The sequence below is a fragment of the Variovorax sp. DAIF25 genome (assembly GCF_050711835.1).
Taxonomy (GTDB): Bacteria; Pseudomonadota; Gammaproteobacteria; order Burkholderiales; family Burkholderiaceae_C; genus Variovorax.
Window position 1 is genome coordinate 2,291,521 of sequence record NZ_CP136637.1, and the last position, 15,589, is coordinate 2,307,109.

The 15,589-nt window shown below is 66.9% G+C and carries 9 protein-coding genes and 1 pseudogene; all 10 read left to right on the forward strand.

Annotated features, from left to right (window positions below; translation table 11 throughout):
• Positions 1–20 precede the first annotated feature (20 nt).
• The 10 genes and pseudogenes from R0232_RS45065 (at position 21) to R0232_RS45110 (ending at position 15,304) form a co-directional block, all read left to right on the forward strand.
• A complete protein-coding gene (locus R0232_RS45065) occupies positions 21–1,202 on the forward strand; it encodes an ATP-NAD kinase family protein (protein ID WP_431513675.1) in 1,182 nt (393 codons plus the stop codon).
• A 36-nt stretch (positions 1,203–1,238) separates the two neighbouring features.
• Positions 1,239–2,642: an aminomethyl-transferring glycine dehydrogenase subunit GcvPA gene (gene gcvPA / locus R0232_RS45070; RefSeq protein ID WP_431513676.1), complete on the forward strand. Its 1,404-nt coding sequence runs from the start codon at positions 1,239–1,241 to the stop codon at positions 2,640–2,642.
• Positions 2,643–2,698: 56 nt separating this feature from the next.
• Positions 2,699–4,225, forward strand: a complete 1,527-nt coding sequence (gene gcvPB / locus R0232_RS45075) for an aminomethyl-transferring glycine dehydrogenase subunit GcvPB (protein ID WP_431514672.1) — start codon at positions 2,699–2,701, stop codon at positions 4,223–4,225.
• A gap of 10 nt (positions 4,226–4,235) precedes the next feature.
• On the forward strand, positions 4,236–5,216 hold the full coding sequence (locus R0232_RS45080) for an LLM class oxidoreductase (RefSeq protein ID WP_431513677.1): 981 nt from the start codon (positions 4,236–4,238) through the stop codon (positions 5,214–5,216).
• Positions 5,217–5,301: 85 nt separating this feature from the next.
• A pseudogene (locus R0232_RS45085) lies at positions 5,302–5,640 on the forward strand (hypothetical protein); the annotation flags it as partial.
• Between the two features lie 690 nt (positions 5,641–6,330).
• Positions 6,331–7,659, forward strand: coding sequence for an EAL domain-containing protein (locus R0232_RS45090; RefSeq protein WP_431513678.1), 1,329 nt, complete (start codon positions 6,331–6,333; stop codon positions 7,657–7,659).
• Positions 7,656–8,432 carry a hypothetical protein gene (locus tag R0232_RS45095; protein WP_431513679.1) on the forward strand — a complete coding sequence of 259 codons (777 nt, stop codon included), beginning with the start codon at positions 7,656–7,658 and terminating at the stop codon, positions 8,430–8,432. The genes R0232_RS45090 and R0232_RS45095 overlap by 4 nt, the downstream gene beginning before the upstream one ends.
• Positions 8,433–8,512: 80 nt before the next feature.
• Positions 8,513–9,085: a hypothetical protein gene (locus R0232_RS45100; protein WP_431513680.1), complete on the forward strand. Its 573-nt coding sequence runs from the start codon at positions 8,513–8,515 to the stop codon at positions 9,083–9,085.
• A gap of 13 nt (positions 9,086–9,098) precedes the next feature.
• Positions 9,099–10,514, forward strand: a complete 1,416-nt coding sequence (locus tag R0232_RS45105; RefSeq protein ID WP_431513681.1) for a CsgG/HfaB family protein — start codon at positions 9,099–9,101, stop codon at positions 10,512–10,514.
• Positions 10,515–10,603: 89 nt separating this feature from the next.
• Positions 10,604–15,304 (forward strand): beta strand repeat-containing protein, encoded by a 4,701-nt coding sequence (locus tag R0232_RS45110; RefSeq protein WP_431513682.1) that lies wholly within the window; start codon positions 10,604–10,606, stop codon positions 15,302–15,304.
• The last annotated feature ends 285 nt before the right edge of the window (positions 15,305–15,589 follow it).

Consider the following 15,589-nt stretch of genomic DNA (forward strand, 5'->3'; position numbering starts at 1 on the left):
TGTCGAACAGGACCACCCCGATGACTGACCGGAACGTGCAGGTTGCCGCCACCGGCGACGCGTCCCCTCGCCGAGTCGCGAGCGGAAAGAAGATCGGCCTCATCGTCAATCCGATCGCAGGCATGGGCGGGCGCGTCGGCCTCAAGGGGACCGATGGTGCCGACGTGCTGGACGAGGCGAGGCGACGGGGTGCGCGGCCGGTCTCGAGCGAAAGAGCCTTGCAGGCGCTGAAGAAGCTGGCGGCTTCGAATGCCGAGTTCTCGCTGGTCACGGCGCAGGGAGACCTCGGCGAGGATGTCGCGCGGCAGGCCGGCTTGCATCCGGTCGTGGTCCACGACAAGCCGCATGCGGGCAGCACCCCCGCGGACACGCGGGAGGCCGTGGTCGCGATGCTGCGCGAATGCGTCGACCTGCTGCTGTTCGCAGGGGGCGACGGCACCGCGCGCGACGTGCTGAGCGTTGCCGGGGATCGCGTGCCGATGCTCGGAATTCCAACGGGCGTGAAGATGTACTCCGCCGTCTTCGGCACGAGCGCCCTGAACGCGGGCGACCTCGCGGCACGCTTCATCGAGGGCGATCCATCGGTGCGGCTGCGCGAGGCCGAGGTGATGGACATCGACGAGATGGCGATGCGGGAAGACAGGATGTCGGCCCGACTTTATGGCTATGCGCAAAGTCCGCATCACCGTCAGCTCGCGCAGAACGCCAAGGCCGGATCGGGGTTGTCCGAGAACGTGGCGCTCGAGGCCGTGTCGCGGCAGCTGGCCCGCCAGATGCGCCCCGGCTGCCTCTACATCCTGGGACCAGGCACCACGACGCGCCGCGTGATGTCGGCGCTCGGCTTGCCCAAGACGCTGCTGGGCGTGGACGCCGTGCTCGACGGCGCACTCGTCGGTGCCGACCTCGATGAGCACGCGCTGCTCGAACTGATGCAGGGGCGCGAAAGCTACATCGTCGTCAGCGTGCTCGGCGGGCACGGCAGTCTGTTCGGACGAGGGAACCAGCAGATCAGCGCGGACGTGATTCGCCAGGTCGGCCGCGACCACATCCAGATCGTCGCGACCCTCGAAAAACTCGTCGCCCTGGAATCGGGTGCGCTGCACGTCGATACGGGTGACGAAGAAGTGGACGCCATGTTGAGCGGCTATCTGCCGCTTCGCACGGCGCCCGATCGCACGGTGTATTTCAAAGTCAGATCGTGACTCTATCCATGCCAGATTCAAGTGAAGGAACACCAGATGAATAACGGTACCGCCCATCCCTACATGGCGAACTCGGTCCCCGCGATCAAGCGGGAGATGCTCGACGCCATCGGCGTGGAGACCATCGAAGAATTGTTCGAGCAGATTCCGAGCGAGCATCGCCTGCAGCGTCCGATCGACCTGCCGCCGGCGCTCACCGAAAGCGAGCTGCGACGGCACATGGTGACGACGCTCGCCAGGAACAGGACCGCCGAGCAGAACCTCAACTTTCTCGGCGCCGGTTGCTGGCAGCATCACGTGCCTGCTGCCTGCGACGAGGTCGTGCGCCGCAACGAATGGCTGACCTCGGTCTTCGGCGAGCCCAGTTCCGACCATGGTCGCAACCAGGCGTGGTTCGAGTTCTGCAGCCAGCTCGGTGAGCTGCTCGACATGGACCTGGTCGGGCTACCGGTGCGAAGCTGGGGCGTCGCCGCCGGCCACGCCATTCGCATGGCGTCCAGAATCACGAGCCGCAACGAGGTCGTCGTCGTTCGCGCCATCGACCCCGAGCGACTCGCGGTCATCCAGAGCCTGTGCGAGCCGGTCGACATGGCCAGCCATATCGCGATACGCATGGTCGACTACGACCCCGCGACCGGCTTGATGGATCTCGACCATCTGCGCGCGACGCTCACGTCGAAGACCGCCGCCGTGTATTACGAGACGCCGTCGTACTTCGGCGTGATCGAGCAGCACGGCGCGGAGATCGCCGAACTGGCCCACGCCGTGGGGGCCGAGGTGATCGTCGGCGTGGACGCCATCTCGCTGGGCGTGCTGTCCGCCCCCGTCCACTATGGCGCCGACATCGTCGTGGGAACGACGCAGCCACTGGGCGTGCACATGAACGGCGGCGGCGGCGCCGCCGGCTTCATCGCTTCGCGGGACGAGGAGCGCTATGCGCACCAGTACCCGACGCTGTTCATCAGCATCTCCGAGACGACCAAGGAGGGCGAATACGGATTCGGCCTGAGCCTGTTCGAGCAATCGTCGTACGGGCTGCGCGACAAGGGCAACGACTGGACCGGGCATTCCGTGTACATGTGGGCGATCGCCAATTCGGTGTACATGGCCATGATGGGTCCCCAGGGCTTCGAGGAAGTCGGCGAGCTCATTCTTCAGCGAGCGCACCATGCCGCCCGGCTGCTGGGCCGGATCCCCGGGGTGCGCGTCGTCTTTCCCGAGGGATTCTTCAAGGAGTTCGTCGTCAACTTCGACGGCACCGGGGTGCCCGTGGCGCAGATCAACAAGCGGCTGCTCGCGCTCGGCATCTTCGGCGGCAAGGACCTGAGCAAGGACTTCCCGGCGCTCGGCGCCAGCGCCTTGTACTGCGTGACCGAAATCCACACGCTGGCCGACATCGAGCGCCTGGCCGACGCCATCCAGAAAGCGATCCAACCATGAACACCAAGCTGCGCGAATATCACGCTCCGGTATGGAGCGAGCCCGTCATTCTCGAAATGGGCCACCCAGGGCGCCGAGGCGTTCTCTTCTCTCCCGTCGAAGACACGGTGCGTGCCACGGTCGGCGACGCCGCGGACCTGATCCCCTCGACCATGCGGCGAGCGCGCAAGCCCGCGCTGCCGGAGCTGTCGGAGCCCGAGGTGCTCTACCACTATCTGCGCCTGTCGCAGCAGACCCTGGGCATGATGAACATCAGCCTGTTCGGCACCTGCACGATGAAATACAACGCGCAGATCAACGAGGCGATGGCCTGGCGGCCCGAGGTCACGCACCTGCATCCGTACCAGGACGAGGACACGATGCAGGGCGCGCTCGAGATCGTCCACGGGATGGACAAGATCCTGCGCGAGCTGTCGGGCATGGACCAGTTCGTGTTCCAGGCCGGCGGCGGCGCGGACGCCGCCTACACGAGCTGCGCCGTGACCCGGGCCTACCACGCGGCCCGCGGCGAGCTCGCGCAGCGCGACGAGATCATCACCACGATCCAGACCCACCCCAGCAGCGCGGCCACCGCCGCCGCGGCCGGGTTCAAGGTCATCACGCTGATGATCGAGGAGAACGGCTACCCGTCGCTCGAAGCGCTCAAGGCCGCCGTCTCGAACCGCACGGCCGCCTTGATGCTCAACAACCCCGACGACATGGGCGTCTACAACCCGGAGATCCGCGAGTGGACCCGCATCGTGCGCGAAGCGGGAGGCATCAGCTTCTACGACCACGCGAACTTCAACGGTGCGATGACCAAGATCCGCGCCCGTGAGCTGGGGTTCGATGCCTGCATGTTCATGCTGCATAAGACCTTCGGTGCGCCCAAGAGCGGCGTGGGTGGCCCCGCGGTCGGCGCCTATGGCTGCTCGGCCGAACTCGCGCCCTTCATGCCCAAGCCACTGGTGGCGTTCGACGGCAAGCGCTACAGCCTCGACTACGACCGGCCGCAGAGCTGCGGCAAGATCCGCGAGTTCTGGGGCAACCTGCCGGTGATCGTGAAGGCCTATGCGTGGTCGCGTTCCATGGGGGCCGAAGGCATGGCCGAGGCCTCGGACCTGTCGGTGCTCGCGAACAACTACATGGAGCGTGGCCTGCTCGCGATTCGCGGCGTCACGCGCTCCCATCCCGATGCGAAGAGCCCGCGCCTCGAGATGACGCGCTACAGCCTCCAGCAGCTCAAGGAAGACACTGGCGTCGACGTGCATGACGTGCAGAACCGCATGGCCGATTTCGGCATCGACCCGATGTGGACCAGCCACCATCCGTGGCTGGTTCCCGAGCCCTTCACGCCGGAGGCGGGCGAGATGTATGGCAAGGAAGCCCTCGACACCTGGATCGCCGTGCTGGCCCGGATCTCCGACGAGGCCTATTCGAATCCCGAGCTCGTGAAGACGGCCCCGCACAACCAGGCGGTGCACCGACTGAAGAACGCGTTGATCGACAACCCCGCGCACTGGGCCATGACCTGGCGCGCCTACCAGCGCAAGAGCAAGCTGGAGAAGCAGCCTCTGGACGCCGTGCCCCGGCACGGGCACTGAGTTGGAAGGCATGACGAATTTCGATCAGCATCCTGGCTACTCGGCCATGTTCAAGGAGGGGCAGCTGACGCTGGGTTTCTTCTTCGCGATCGAGTCTTATCAGGGCGCGATCCCGGAGATGGACGTGGCCAGCCAGGTCGGCATCGCGAAGATGGCCGAGTCGCATGGCTTCGCGGCGCTCTATTTCAGGGACGTGCCCCTCCATGTGCCTTCCTTCGGCGACGTGGGGCATATCTACGACCCCTGGGTGTTCATGGGCCATGTGGGTGCGCACACCTCGCGCATCGCGCTGGCCACCGGCAGCATCGTCACGACGCTGCGGCATCCCCTGCATGTCGCCAAGGCCGCCGCGTCCGTGGACCGGCTTTCGAACCAGCGCCTGGTGCTGGGGCTCGCCACCGGCGACCGTCCGACGGAATTCGCAGCCTTTAACCAATCGCTCGACAACCGCGGCGAGCTGTTTCGTGAAGCACTCGCCGTCATGCGGACGGCCTGGCGGGAGGACTTCCCGCGTGTCGCTACACCCAGGGTCGACCTGTCGGGTGGCGACACGCTGCCCAAGCCGGCGCTGCGCGACATTCCGGTGCTGGTCACGGGCAACTCGCGCCAGTCCGTCGCGTGGATCGCGCAGCACGCGGATGGATGGCTCCACTACCCGCAGAACGTGGACCCGCAGGCCCGAACGATCCGCCAATGGCGCTCGCTGCATCAGGGCTTCAAGCCCTTTGCCCAGTCGCTCTACATCGATCTGGCCGAAGATCCCGATGCGCCGCCCACGCCCATCTTCCTGGGCTTCAAGTCCGGCCACCGATTTCTCGTCGAGTACCTGGGCGCCTTGAGGGACATCGGCGTGAACCACGTTGGCTTCAATCTCAAATACGGATCGCGCCCGGCGGCCGAGGTGGTCCAGGAGCTTGGCGAGTTCGTGGTGCCGCATTTCCCTGCGCATGCGGCATCTCGAGATCTCCCGAAAGACGAGGTCGAAAGCTGAACAAGGTGTCCGAACCCCTCATGGCCAAGATGGCCTACCCCACAACCCGTCGTGTCGACGTCGTCGATGAGCGTTCGGCCTAAAGGTCGCCGACCCTTTTCGCTGGCTCGAAGCCGACGCGCGCAGTGACGGCGACGTGGCCGCCTGGATCCAGGCGCAGAGCGAGCTGACGGCGGGCGCCTTGGCATCGCTGCCCGCGCGCGATGTCTTTCGTGAGCGGCTGACCGCGCTGTTCGCCCACGAGCATTTCACCGCGCCCCACCCGCGCGACGGGCGCTACTTCCACCTGCGCCAGTCCTGCCTCAAGAACCAGCCCACACTCCTCGTGCGCGAGGACGTGGAGGGGGAGGACCGCGTGCTCCTCGATCCAAGGGGTGATTGCGCCTGCCCAGGTTGTCGTCGAATTGCCGCCGGTCTTGCGTGAGCATCACTTGCCGATGCGGCTCGCGCGGGCGATCACCAAGAGTGAACGCATTGCCATTTTTGTTGCACCCACTGGCACGCCGGATCTGGAACAACAGGCAATTCCGATCTGCGCAACGCCAAGCCAATGCACGCTCATCGTGAGCGACAAATAGCATGCATCTCCGAGTGTGGCCTATCCCACAAATACGGTAGAAGCCCGAGATCGTTGCGTGGGGAAAACAGCGCGCCGGATGCGGGGCCGCGTTACTGCGAAATGTTTCCCAAAAGTGAATGCATTCACATACTCATTCTGCGCGCCTACCTGTTTCCCACTGTTATCTGTAGTATCCATTCGTACTACAGCTTGCAACGGAGATAACGATGACGATCGCGCGTGCTATAGGCAGCTCACCTTAGACAGTGCCGCCGGGGATCTCGACAGCTCGCCCTAGCGCACCACTCGAGCATTAACCGCCCACAGCGGTAGCCGGTCGTCAGAACCTAGACGACTCGCCCACGACCCCAGACGCCCCCTTCGCTGAACGAGCCGCTTCGGTCTCGATGGGATGGGTGCGCCTGCGCGAAAACAGCCGGACTCCATGCAAAGACCCGCGTGCTGCGGGAGGGATGAGTCTTGCCGTTCGAAAAACAACCAGCGTTGCCTCGTCCGAGGCCGACGTATTCGAAACAAGACTCTGGAGAGTTTTGGATGCTTGCCCTATCGCCCAGCGGGGGACATCGTTTCTTTGCTGGACTTCATGCCCGCACGACGGTTTCGCCTCGCACGCTGATCTCTTCGATCGCGAACGCTCATGACCGCGCCGGTGCAACTGCCAGTCAGTTGCAGCAACGTGCGTGCGCATACGTCTTCATCGGGAATCTTCCACAGCTCTCGCAGGCCTACGGCATCGATTTCGCGATGGCCATCAGTCGCGAGGTTCGCCGCCGACTCTGTTTCTCGTTCGTACGCACGGAGAGCACCGACTTCGCCTTTCTGCGGGATGACTGCTATTTGCTGTGGTCTAACGAAAGTTTCCCCGCTCCGGTTGACACCTCGCTGACGTCGGCCTGCGAATACCTCGAGTCCGTGCTCACCCATGTGGGCAAGCGCCCGATCGTGTACCGCGGCATCGCGGCACTGGTGCAACTGCACGCCGACTGGATCGATGTGCGGCCTCCTGGCGAGATGGACAACACGGAGGTCGAACTCGCGTTGTGGACGGCCCAGCAATGCGCCGAGTTCGAGCAGATGGAGCTCGATGGCTGGAGCCATCGATATCGCAGCGACATGGACGTCGCCGTGCGGGTGGCCGACGCGCTTTCCCGAGGATTCCTGGGCATGTCCTGGCGCCCGGTGGTGGGCGTGTATGGCGGCTCGACCTCCCTGTACCACTCGCTCGTTGCAAGCGCGGGGCCGGTCCCGGAGGAAAGCCGCGCCGATGCAGTCCGCGACAGCTTCTATGGGCCGTGCCTGGAGCGCCTTGGCCTCTCGAGGCTCTGGGATCGTCATGCGATGCGCAAGACCTTGGCGATCCTGCGCCAGCGCCCGGCGTTGCGTCTCGGCGTGCGCCTCTCGACGCAAAGCGCCCGTTGCGATCACTGGTGGACATCGCTCTTCGCCGCCCTGCAGACCGAGCCCATGTTGGCATCGCGCCTCGTGGTGGAGTTCAGCGCGAGCGGCCCGGTCTGCGCACTCGAGGCCATGCGCGAGTTCTGCAATCGCCTCCAGGCCCTGGGCTGCCGTATCGCAGTTCGCAACCTCGGATGCCGCGATGGCGACCTCGCCATCGTTCACGCCTGCCGTCCCGACATCGCAAAGGTGGATCCGTCCTTCCTGCGCCGAGCCCGCAGCGGAGAGTTCGGACTGGAAGGGCTGCAGGAAATGATTTCGCTGGCCGGTCACCTCGCAAGCCATGCGGTGGTCGATGGCGTCGAGCGCGAAGAGGACATGCATCTGGCGCTGCGCGCGGGCGCTCAGTGGCTCGAGGGCTCTTTCATGGAGAGCGCACGGCTCGGACGAGGGGAGGCGTGCGCATGAATGGCGAGATGCGCATTCTTCTCGCTCGCATGGACCTTCTGCTGGAACAGCTGCGGGAGACCGTGGGCGACTTGCTCCTTTGCAGCGAGTCGAACAGGAACCGGGCACAGGTTCCGCCCGTCGCGAGGGCCGCGCCGAGCGAGGCCGAAAGCGCAATCAACGCGCAGTACCTGGCGCTCGAGGAAGCCATTCGCCAGCAGCGAAGAACCGAGATGCGCGAAAGGCCGCGCCCCGACCAGCCCGCGGCGCAGACCGCCCCCGCCGCGGAGGTCTCGTTGGGCTCGAGCAGTTGGCGGCTCGCGATGAACGGCTGGCGACTCGTGGCCGATGAAAAGGGTTTCGAGGTACGACTGCGTCCCCAGGAACGCTCGCTGCTGTTGCGGGTGGCTCATGCGCCGAGCCAGTTCCTGGCGCCGCACGAGGTACGGGAACTCAATCGCTCGCTCGCGACTTCGATCGGTGATGTCGCCGGTGCCTTCATCCCCGGAAGCGATGAAGGTGCGGAGGAGGGCGAAGCGTCGATCGATCTGCTGCACACCAAGGTCATCGGCCGCCTGCGTCGGCGCATGCGCACGCATGGCCATCTGCTTCCGCTGCGCATGTCCGCGGCCGGAAGCGTCTACGTCGATGAAGGCGGCGATCTCCCGCGCCAGATTCGGCGTCGGCCCGGCGCTTCCAAGGTCCGTCACTCGCAACGAAGCGACAAGTCGCAGATCGCCCTGCACCTGGACATCCGCTCCTCCTCGACAGAGCACACGGGCGGCGCGACATGAGCGCGTTGCCTTCTGCCGTCTCCGCCGGCGGCCCTTCGCCCAGGCCCTCCCACCGCACTCCACAAGCAAACGGACACCTCATGACCACTTCACCTCACCCTCACCAAAAGCTCTGGCGCCTGCACGACATCACCCGATCGCTCGAGAAGGGTCTTGTCGCAGCCTGCCTGATCGCTGGCGCCGGCCAGGGGATGGCGAACAACGTCGGAGAGAACTCCGCGTGGCAGTTCCAGACCTCGGCCGACAAGGCCAACCAGGCGGCCATCCAGGACATGGTCCAACGGCGCAAGGCCGGCAGCTATGGCGCCGCCAGCACCACCAACAACACCTACATCCAGCGCCAGTTCAACTGCGACGTCAGCGCGACCGCGCAGGGCAACCAGGGCTCGAACAGCACCGTTGCCAATTCGCCGAGCACCAGCGGCGCCGCGGCCACCTCGACCGGCAACGACAACACCGGCTGGAGCGGCAGCGGCACGGTGACCACCGGCCAGGCCAACGCCGGCACCGTCGGCTCCCAGGTGAACGGCTCCACGACCACCGGGGTGCAGGGCTGGGCAGCCCAGGCACTCAACTCCAACCAGACCAACAGCGGCAGCCAGAGCGCAAGCGTCAGCGGCAGCACCGCCTGTGCCTACGGAACGCTCAACTGACGGAAATCCAGTCATGACATCGATCACCTTCGCTCGACCACGCCCGATGCCCACCGCGGCGGTACGCACGCTCGGTGCGGCCGTTGCACTCGCCGTACTCGCGGGCTGCGTCACCGCCCCGCAGGAACGTGCAGCGCCCAAGGAAGCCCCCATCGTTCTCGGACCGGCCGTGCGCGACAACGTGACGCCGATGGAGGCCGTGCTCGCCTGCTACGGCGATCACGTCGCCGCCACCTCCAGGCCTCCCATCGTGGTCTCCGTGGGAGACGTGAAGGACTACACCGGCAAATACAGCATCAACGAGGGCAATGCCATCACGCAGGGCGGTGCGCTGATGGTGTATTCGGCCCTGGGCAAGATGGGTGGCGCGGTCCAGGTCGCGGAGCGCTTCGATCCGGTCATCGCGGAGCGCGAGCTCGGCTATGCCGACCGCCGGCAGCTCGGCGACGGCCGGTCGCACCAGCTGGCGGGTCCGGCCGGCAACCAAGTGGTGCCCTGGCTGCCTTACTTCGGCGGCTCGATCAACAAGTCCGACTACTTCATCGTCGGCGGCATCACCGAGCTCAACTACAACATCAACTCGGGTGGTGCCGAGTTCGCGGTCAACCAGGTCGGCATCAAGGCCAGGACCTTCAGCCAGTCGGTGGGCGTCGACCTGCGCATCGTCGACACCCGCACGCTGATGATCCTCAAGACCATCAGCCTGACCAAGCAGTTCAACGGCTACGAGGTCGGCTTCAACGTCTTCCGCTTCTTCCGCAACGACCTGTTCGACGTGGACGTCGGCGCCAAGGGCCAGGAGCCGGTGCAGCTGGGCATTCGCGCGGCGCTGGAAGAGGCCGTGGTCCGGCTGGTCGCCGCCGTCACCAAGGTCGACCCGAAGCCCTGCCTCGGGATGCGCGTGTTCGATGAACTGCCGCGCCAGTCGGCGGAGTCGCTTCGCAAGGTTCCCAACCCGATCGTCGATTCCAGCGGCGCGCGCGTGCTCACGGGCGAGGCCGTCAACGCGGCCAGCAACGCATCGTCCGTCAGCACAGGCGACGGCGCGAGCGTGCAGATCCCGTTCGAGTTCGGCGCCGCGGCGCTGACCGGCGGCACCTTGAATCTGCTCGACCAGATCGCGGCGGCCGCCGCCAAGGCGCCCACCGAAGTGGTGCTGGTGGCTCGCGACACCGAGAACTGGGACGCGGGCAAGCGCGATCTGCTGACGGACCAGCGCATCGGCGTCGTGACATCGGCGCTGATCTCGCGCGGGATCGCGCCCGGCGGCATCAGCGTGAGCTGGCGGCCCGACAAGGCCGACACGGCCATCCATCGCGACGGTCCGGGGCTGCAAGAGGTCGCCAAGTTGCGCGTCCAGGGCGCGGGCTCGGGCAAGGGCGGGCCGGTTCAACCAGCCCGAGAGGAGAACACACGACGAGGGAGCTAAACCGCACTGAAAGCTGAACGCCACCACCACATCGATCCTCCGGATCCACCGAATTTTCGGAACTTTTGATCAATACCCAAGGAACTTCCATGAAGAAGACTCGCAATCTCCAGTCGCGTGCCATCAAGGCGCCGGCACTCAGCCGTGTCGGCCTCGCCGTGCTTGCCAGCTTGGCTGCCGGCGGCGCCATGGCCGCACCGCCCGAACTGGGCGCGACCACCACCATCAACGCGACCACCTCGACCGCCACCGCCTCGGGCTTCCTCACCGTGGATTCGGTGCAGACGAAGTCGCAGCCGGTGTCGGCGACCGCCGCCGGCCAGCAGATCGGCATCACGGTGGACGGCGTGCAGACCGGCACGTCGAACACCACGACGCAAAACACGGTGAACGCCACGGCCAAGGCCAATGAGTTCTCCAACGCGATCGACCTGTCCCTGACCGGCAACACGATCGCGCTCGATGGCGCGGCATCGCTGGGCGTGCAGACCAACACCGGCGCCATCACCAGCAACGCGAGCGGCAACTCGGTGGGCGTGAACCTCAATGGCTTCTCCTCGGGCGGCGCCTCGAACACGCAGAACACGGTCTCGGCCACCACCGTGATCAATGGCGGTGCCTCCTCGGTAGCGGGTACCGTTCCGGTCGACTACGTCTCCAACGCCCCCGGCATCACCACGAGCACCCATTCGGCCGCCACGAACAGCAGCCAGGCATCGGGCAGCATCGTGGTCACCACGGCGCAGCAGGGCACCGGGCCCGCATCGTCCGCGAATGCCAGTGGCAACGCCGTCACGCTCGATCTGACCGCGGACGGCGCGAACGCCGTGAGCTCGGCGCCCGCACTCGACGGCAACACCGTCTCCGCCACGCTCAAGGGCAATGCGGCAACCAACACTGCCTCGATCCAGGCCGGCGGCGCACCGACCTTCGCCGGCTCGGCCGTCGTGAGCAATCTGCAGCTGAACCAGGGCGTGGGCGTGACGCACAACGCGTCGAACACCGTCACCTCGATCGATGCCACGATCGGCAGCAACGGCACGGGCACCACCAACGTGCTGAATGGCGCCCTGTCGGTTCAAGGCAACACCATCTCCAGCGCGGCCACGGGCAACGAAGCCCTGGGTGCCGCCGGCGTCGCCGGCAACCGCATCGTGCTGGCCGACGGCATCTCCGTCGCCGGTTCGGGCGGCCCGACCGTCAACAGCAGCACCTACAGTGCCGGCAGCCAGAGCTCGCAGCTCGGTGCGGACCTCGCGATCCTGAACACCCAGGGCAATGTCGGCGTGGCGCTGCAAGGCGCCACCAATGCCGCCAGCGTGACCGCCACCGTGCAGTCGATCGACGGCGGCGCAGCGACCGTCTCGGGCAACGCGATCACCTCCGCGGCCACCGGCAACGCCGCTTCCAGCGCGATTGCGACCGGCCAGAACGGTGCGACCTTCTCCGCCACCGCCGCGCTCGCGAACCAGCAGAGCAACTTCGGCGGCGGCGTTTCGGCCATCACCGCACCGTCGATCATCGGTGCTGCAACCGGCCTGGAAAACGGCACCACCAAGGACAGCACGGTGGCCGTCGAGCAGAACCGCGCCGCGGCTTCCGCCTACGGCAACAGCGCGACCCAGAGCCTCTCGCTGGCCGCCAACGCCTTGCCGCTGGGCGCCGGCGCCACCGTCCTGAGCGGTGGCCGCACGCCCGATGGCAACGTCTCGGCCAGCGGCGCCGCCACGATCACCAGCCTGCAGAGCAACTACGCCAGCCCGGTTTCGGCCACGCTGGGCGGCTCGTACGTGGGCGCGTACGTCGACTCGCGCGGCACCGGCGGTGACACCATCACCGGCAGCACGGTCAGCGCAAGCAAGAACACGCAGGAGGCCGTCGGCCTGGCCAACAGCGCTTCGAACTCGCTGTCGCTGGCCGGAACGAGCATCGGCTCGGGCGCGGGCATCGCGAACATCCAGGTGGTGGACGCAGCCTCGCCGGTGAGCACCGTGCTGGCCGGCTCGGCCGCCGCGGTCTACGCCGGCACGCACATCACGGACACCAACCTGACCCTGTCGGACAACCTGCAGCGCTCCATCGCCTACGGCAACTCGACCGGCAACACCCTGACGGTTGCCGCGAACGGCGCCACCGTGCCCACCTCGGTGGCACCGGCGTCCACGCTGTCGAGCACCCCGAGCCTGGGCGGCACGGTCACCGCCGCCTACGGCCTGCTGAACAACCAGTCGGCACTCGGCGACGTGGATGCGCAAGCCACCGGCTTCGGCGGTCCCCTGGGCGCGCTGACGGTCCTGCTGGAAGGCAACGCCACCCGCAGCCAGATCGCCAACCAGGGAAATGCCTTCGTCGCGGCCGCCTACGGCAACGACGCAAGCAACGCCGGCAGCGTGAGCCTGGGCACCGGTGTCGACGCAGCGGGCGCGGCATCGATCGCCAACGTCTCCAGCGCACAGACGGCCAGCGGTGCCGTTTCGGCAACCGCCACCGGCGGCGCCGTCGTGGCCACCGCCATCCAGGACAACGTCTCGGCCTCGACGGTTGCCACCTCCGGCAACCAGATCCAGGCCCTGGCGTTCGGAAGCCGCGGCACCAACAGCCTGAGCGCATCGGGCAATGGCATCGACACCGCATCGGCCACGCCGCTCACCGGCGCGACCTCGAACGCCGGCACGCTCACGACCAACGCCGCCTTCAGCGTGCAGAACGCGCAATCGGGCGCGGGCTCGGTCACCGCGACGCAGCGTGACGGAGCGCTGGTCGGTGGCACCGCCGCCGGCGTGCTGACCGCCGTGGGTGGCAACGTGACCGGCTCGAGCATCGCCTCGAACGACAACGTCTCCACCGCCTCGGCGACCAGCAACGCCGCGACGAACAGCCTGGGCCTGTCGGGCAACGGCCTGTCGACCACCACCGCCTTGCAGAACTCGCAGACGACCAGCGCCAGCGTCAATGCGCTGATCGGCCAGGCGGGTGTGGCGGGAAGCGCCGGTACCGCACCCGAGCCCTTCACGTTCAGTGCCACGGGAAGCGGACTGACCGTTTCGGGCTCCGGCGCCACCCTGACCTTGACGGGCGGTACGCTGACGGTGCTGGCATCCAGCCTCTCGCCGGCGCAACTGGCCTATCTCACCAGCAACGGCTGGACGCAGTCGGGCGGAAACGTCAGTGGTTCGGCGATTTTGCTCGGCACGATCTCGCTGTCGGCCTACTCGGCGATCGTGGACGGGGGCGCGGCCGTGCTGTCGGGGCTCATCCCCGGCACGCCGGCCACGCCGAGCGTCCCGAACCAGGGCGGCGTCATCCTGGCCGTCTCGGGTGCCGTGACCGGCTCGCAGTTGTCCGTCAACGGCAACAGCAACACCGGCTCGGTCACGGGCAACAGCGCGACCAACACCACGAGCGTCACCGGCAACTCCATCGCAGCCGGCAGCGGCCGCACGGTGGCGACCGCTGGTGCCCTCGTGACCGGCTCGGGCGCGCAGGCGGACAACGCGCTGTCGAACGTGCAATCGGTGACCGGTGACTCGGCGCTGGTGAGCAACGTGTACGGCAGCTTCGCCGTGGATACCGTGGCCGGCTCGGCCATCGGCAACTCCACGGTGAGCGTGTCCAACAACAGCCAACGCGCGAGCTCGGTGGCCAACACGGCCACCAACACCCTGGGCGTGACCGCCACCAACCTGGCAGCGGCTTCCGCGCTGGCTTCGCAGCAATCGAGCACCGCCTCGGTCGCCGCGAGCTCGGACGCGGAGCTGTACGCGCCGGGCGCCGTGTCGGGCTCGTCGGTGGCGCTGGCCAACAACCGCAACGTTTCGCTGGGCGTGATCAACGATGCCACGAACGCGCTGACGGTCACCGCGGGCAACGCAACGCCGGTCGGTGCCACGACCAATGCCGTTCTGAACGCGGGGGGCGCCACCGGCGACCACGTGCTCAGCAACAGCCAGGCCGCGTCCACCTCGGTCGCCAGCACGGCGAGCACGCGCCTGTACAACCAGGATCGTGTGGCCACGGCCACCACGGGCCTGGCGGACAGCACGTTCTCGATCACCGGCAATGCGACAACCGCAGAGGCTTCGGCCAACCGCGCCGACAACAGCGTGACGCTCTCCGGCGCCGCGCTGCAAGGCAGCAACGCCGGTCTGAGCAATGCGCAGACCAGTAGTGCCGCCGTCAACGCGACCTCGAGCACCGCCGCGGGCTTCAACCTGGAGGGTGGGGTGCCGGCAGCGACCGCTGCGCTCAACAGCGGGCTGACCATCGACAGCAACAGCACGACGGCGCTGGCTCGCGGCAACGCGGCAAGCAACGTGCTCAACGTGTCGGCGGGCAGCAGCTATGCGACGCCCGCTGCCGTCGCCGGCAGCACCGTCGGCGCCTCGCAAGCGGCCGCCGCCGTGCTCAACAACCAGGGCAACACGGGCAACGTGAGCTCGTCCGCCACGGCCAGCTACCAGGTGGCCCTGAATGCGACGGCTCCCGTGCTCGTGCCTGGCGTGAGCGGCAGCACCGTGGCCGTCACCGGCAACACGACCGCTGCGCAGGCGTACGGCAACACCGCGACCAACAGCGTCAATGTGAGTGCGCCGAGCGCCAGCCGTCCGACGGCTGCGGTCGGAAACTTCCAGACCAACAGCGGCACGGTCGTGGCGACTGCCACCAGCGTGAACTACGGCATCGGCGTCACTGGCGCGGCGACGGGCAGCACGCTGCGCGCGGCCGGCAACCAGGTCAGCGCCACGGCCGTGGGCAACTCCGCCGTGTCGACGATCGCGTCGGTGCGGTGATCTAGTTTCGCCCCTCCCCCGGCGGACGGTTTGCTGCCGGGGACTTTTGCTCAAACCGCTTCGGCGGTTTGAGCCTTTTGATTCGCCGGTTCTTCTCTTGACCCCCTGCATTCTCATCAGAGCCCATCACCTCGAAGTCGTGCGCAGTCGCTGCGCAGCCTCGATTTCGACGCGCTCGAGCGCGGTGGATCTGGCGCACCGAGTGAAGGCATACGGCCCCGCCAACGACGGCTCGCCACGTGATGGCGCACGCGTTGCCATGCCGACTTATCACTTTCAGCCTTT

Coding starts and splice junctions, on each gene's coding strand:
- R0232_RS45065 (WP_431513675.1), top strand. CDS start 21: ATGACTGACCGGAACGTGCAGGTTGCCGCCACCGGCGACGCGTCCCCT.
- gcvPA (WP_431513676.1), top strand. CDS start 1,239: ATGAATAACGGTACCGCCCATCCCTACATGGCGAACTCGGTCCCCGCG.
- gcvPB (WP_431514672.1), top strand. CDS start 2,699: ATGGGCCACCCAGGGCGCCGAGGCGTTCTCTTCTCTCCCGTCGAAGAC.
- R0232_RS45080 (WP_431513677.1), top strand. CDS start 4,236: ATGACGAATTTCGATCAGCATCCTGGCTACTCGGCCATGTTCAAGGAG.
- R0232_RS45090 (WP_431513678.1), top strand. CDS start 6,331: ATGCTTGCCCTATCGCCCAGCGGGGGACATCGTTTCTTTGCTGGACTT.
- R0232_RS45095 (WP_431513679.1), top strand. CDS start 7,656: ATGAATGGCGAGATGCGCATTCTTCTCGCTCGCATGGACCTTCTGCTG.
- R0232_RS45100 (WP_431513680.1), top strand. CDS start 8,513: ATGACCACTTCACCTCACCCTCACCAAAAGCTCTGGCGCCTGCACGAC.
- R0232_RS45105 (WP_431513681.1), top strand. CDS start 9,099: ATGACATCGATCACCTTCGCTCGACCACGCCCGATGCCCACCGCGGCG.
- R0232_RS45110 (WP_431513682.1), top strand. CDS start 10,604: ATGAAGAAGACTCGCAATCTCCAGTCGCGTGCCATCAAGGCGCCGGCA.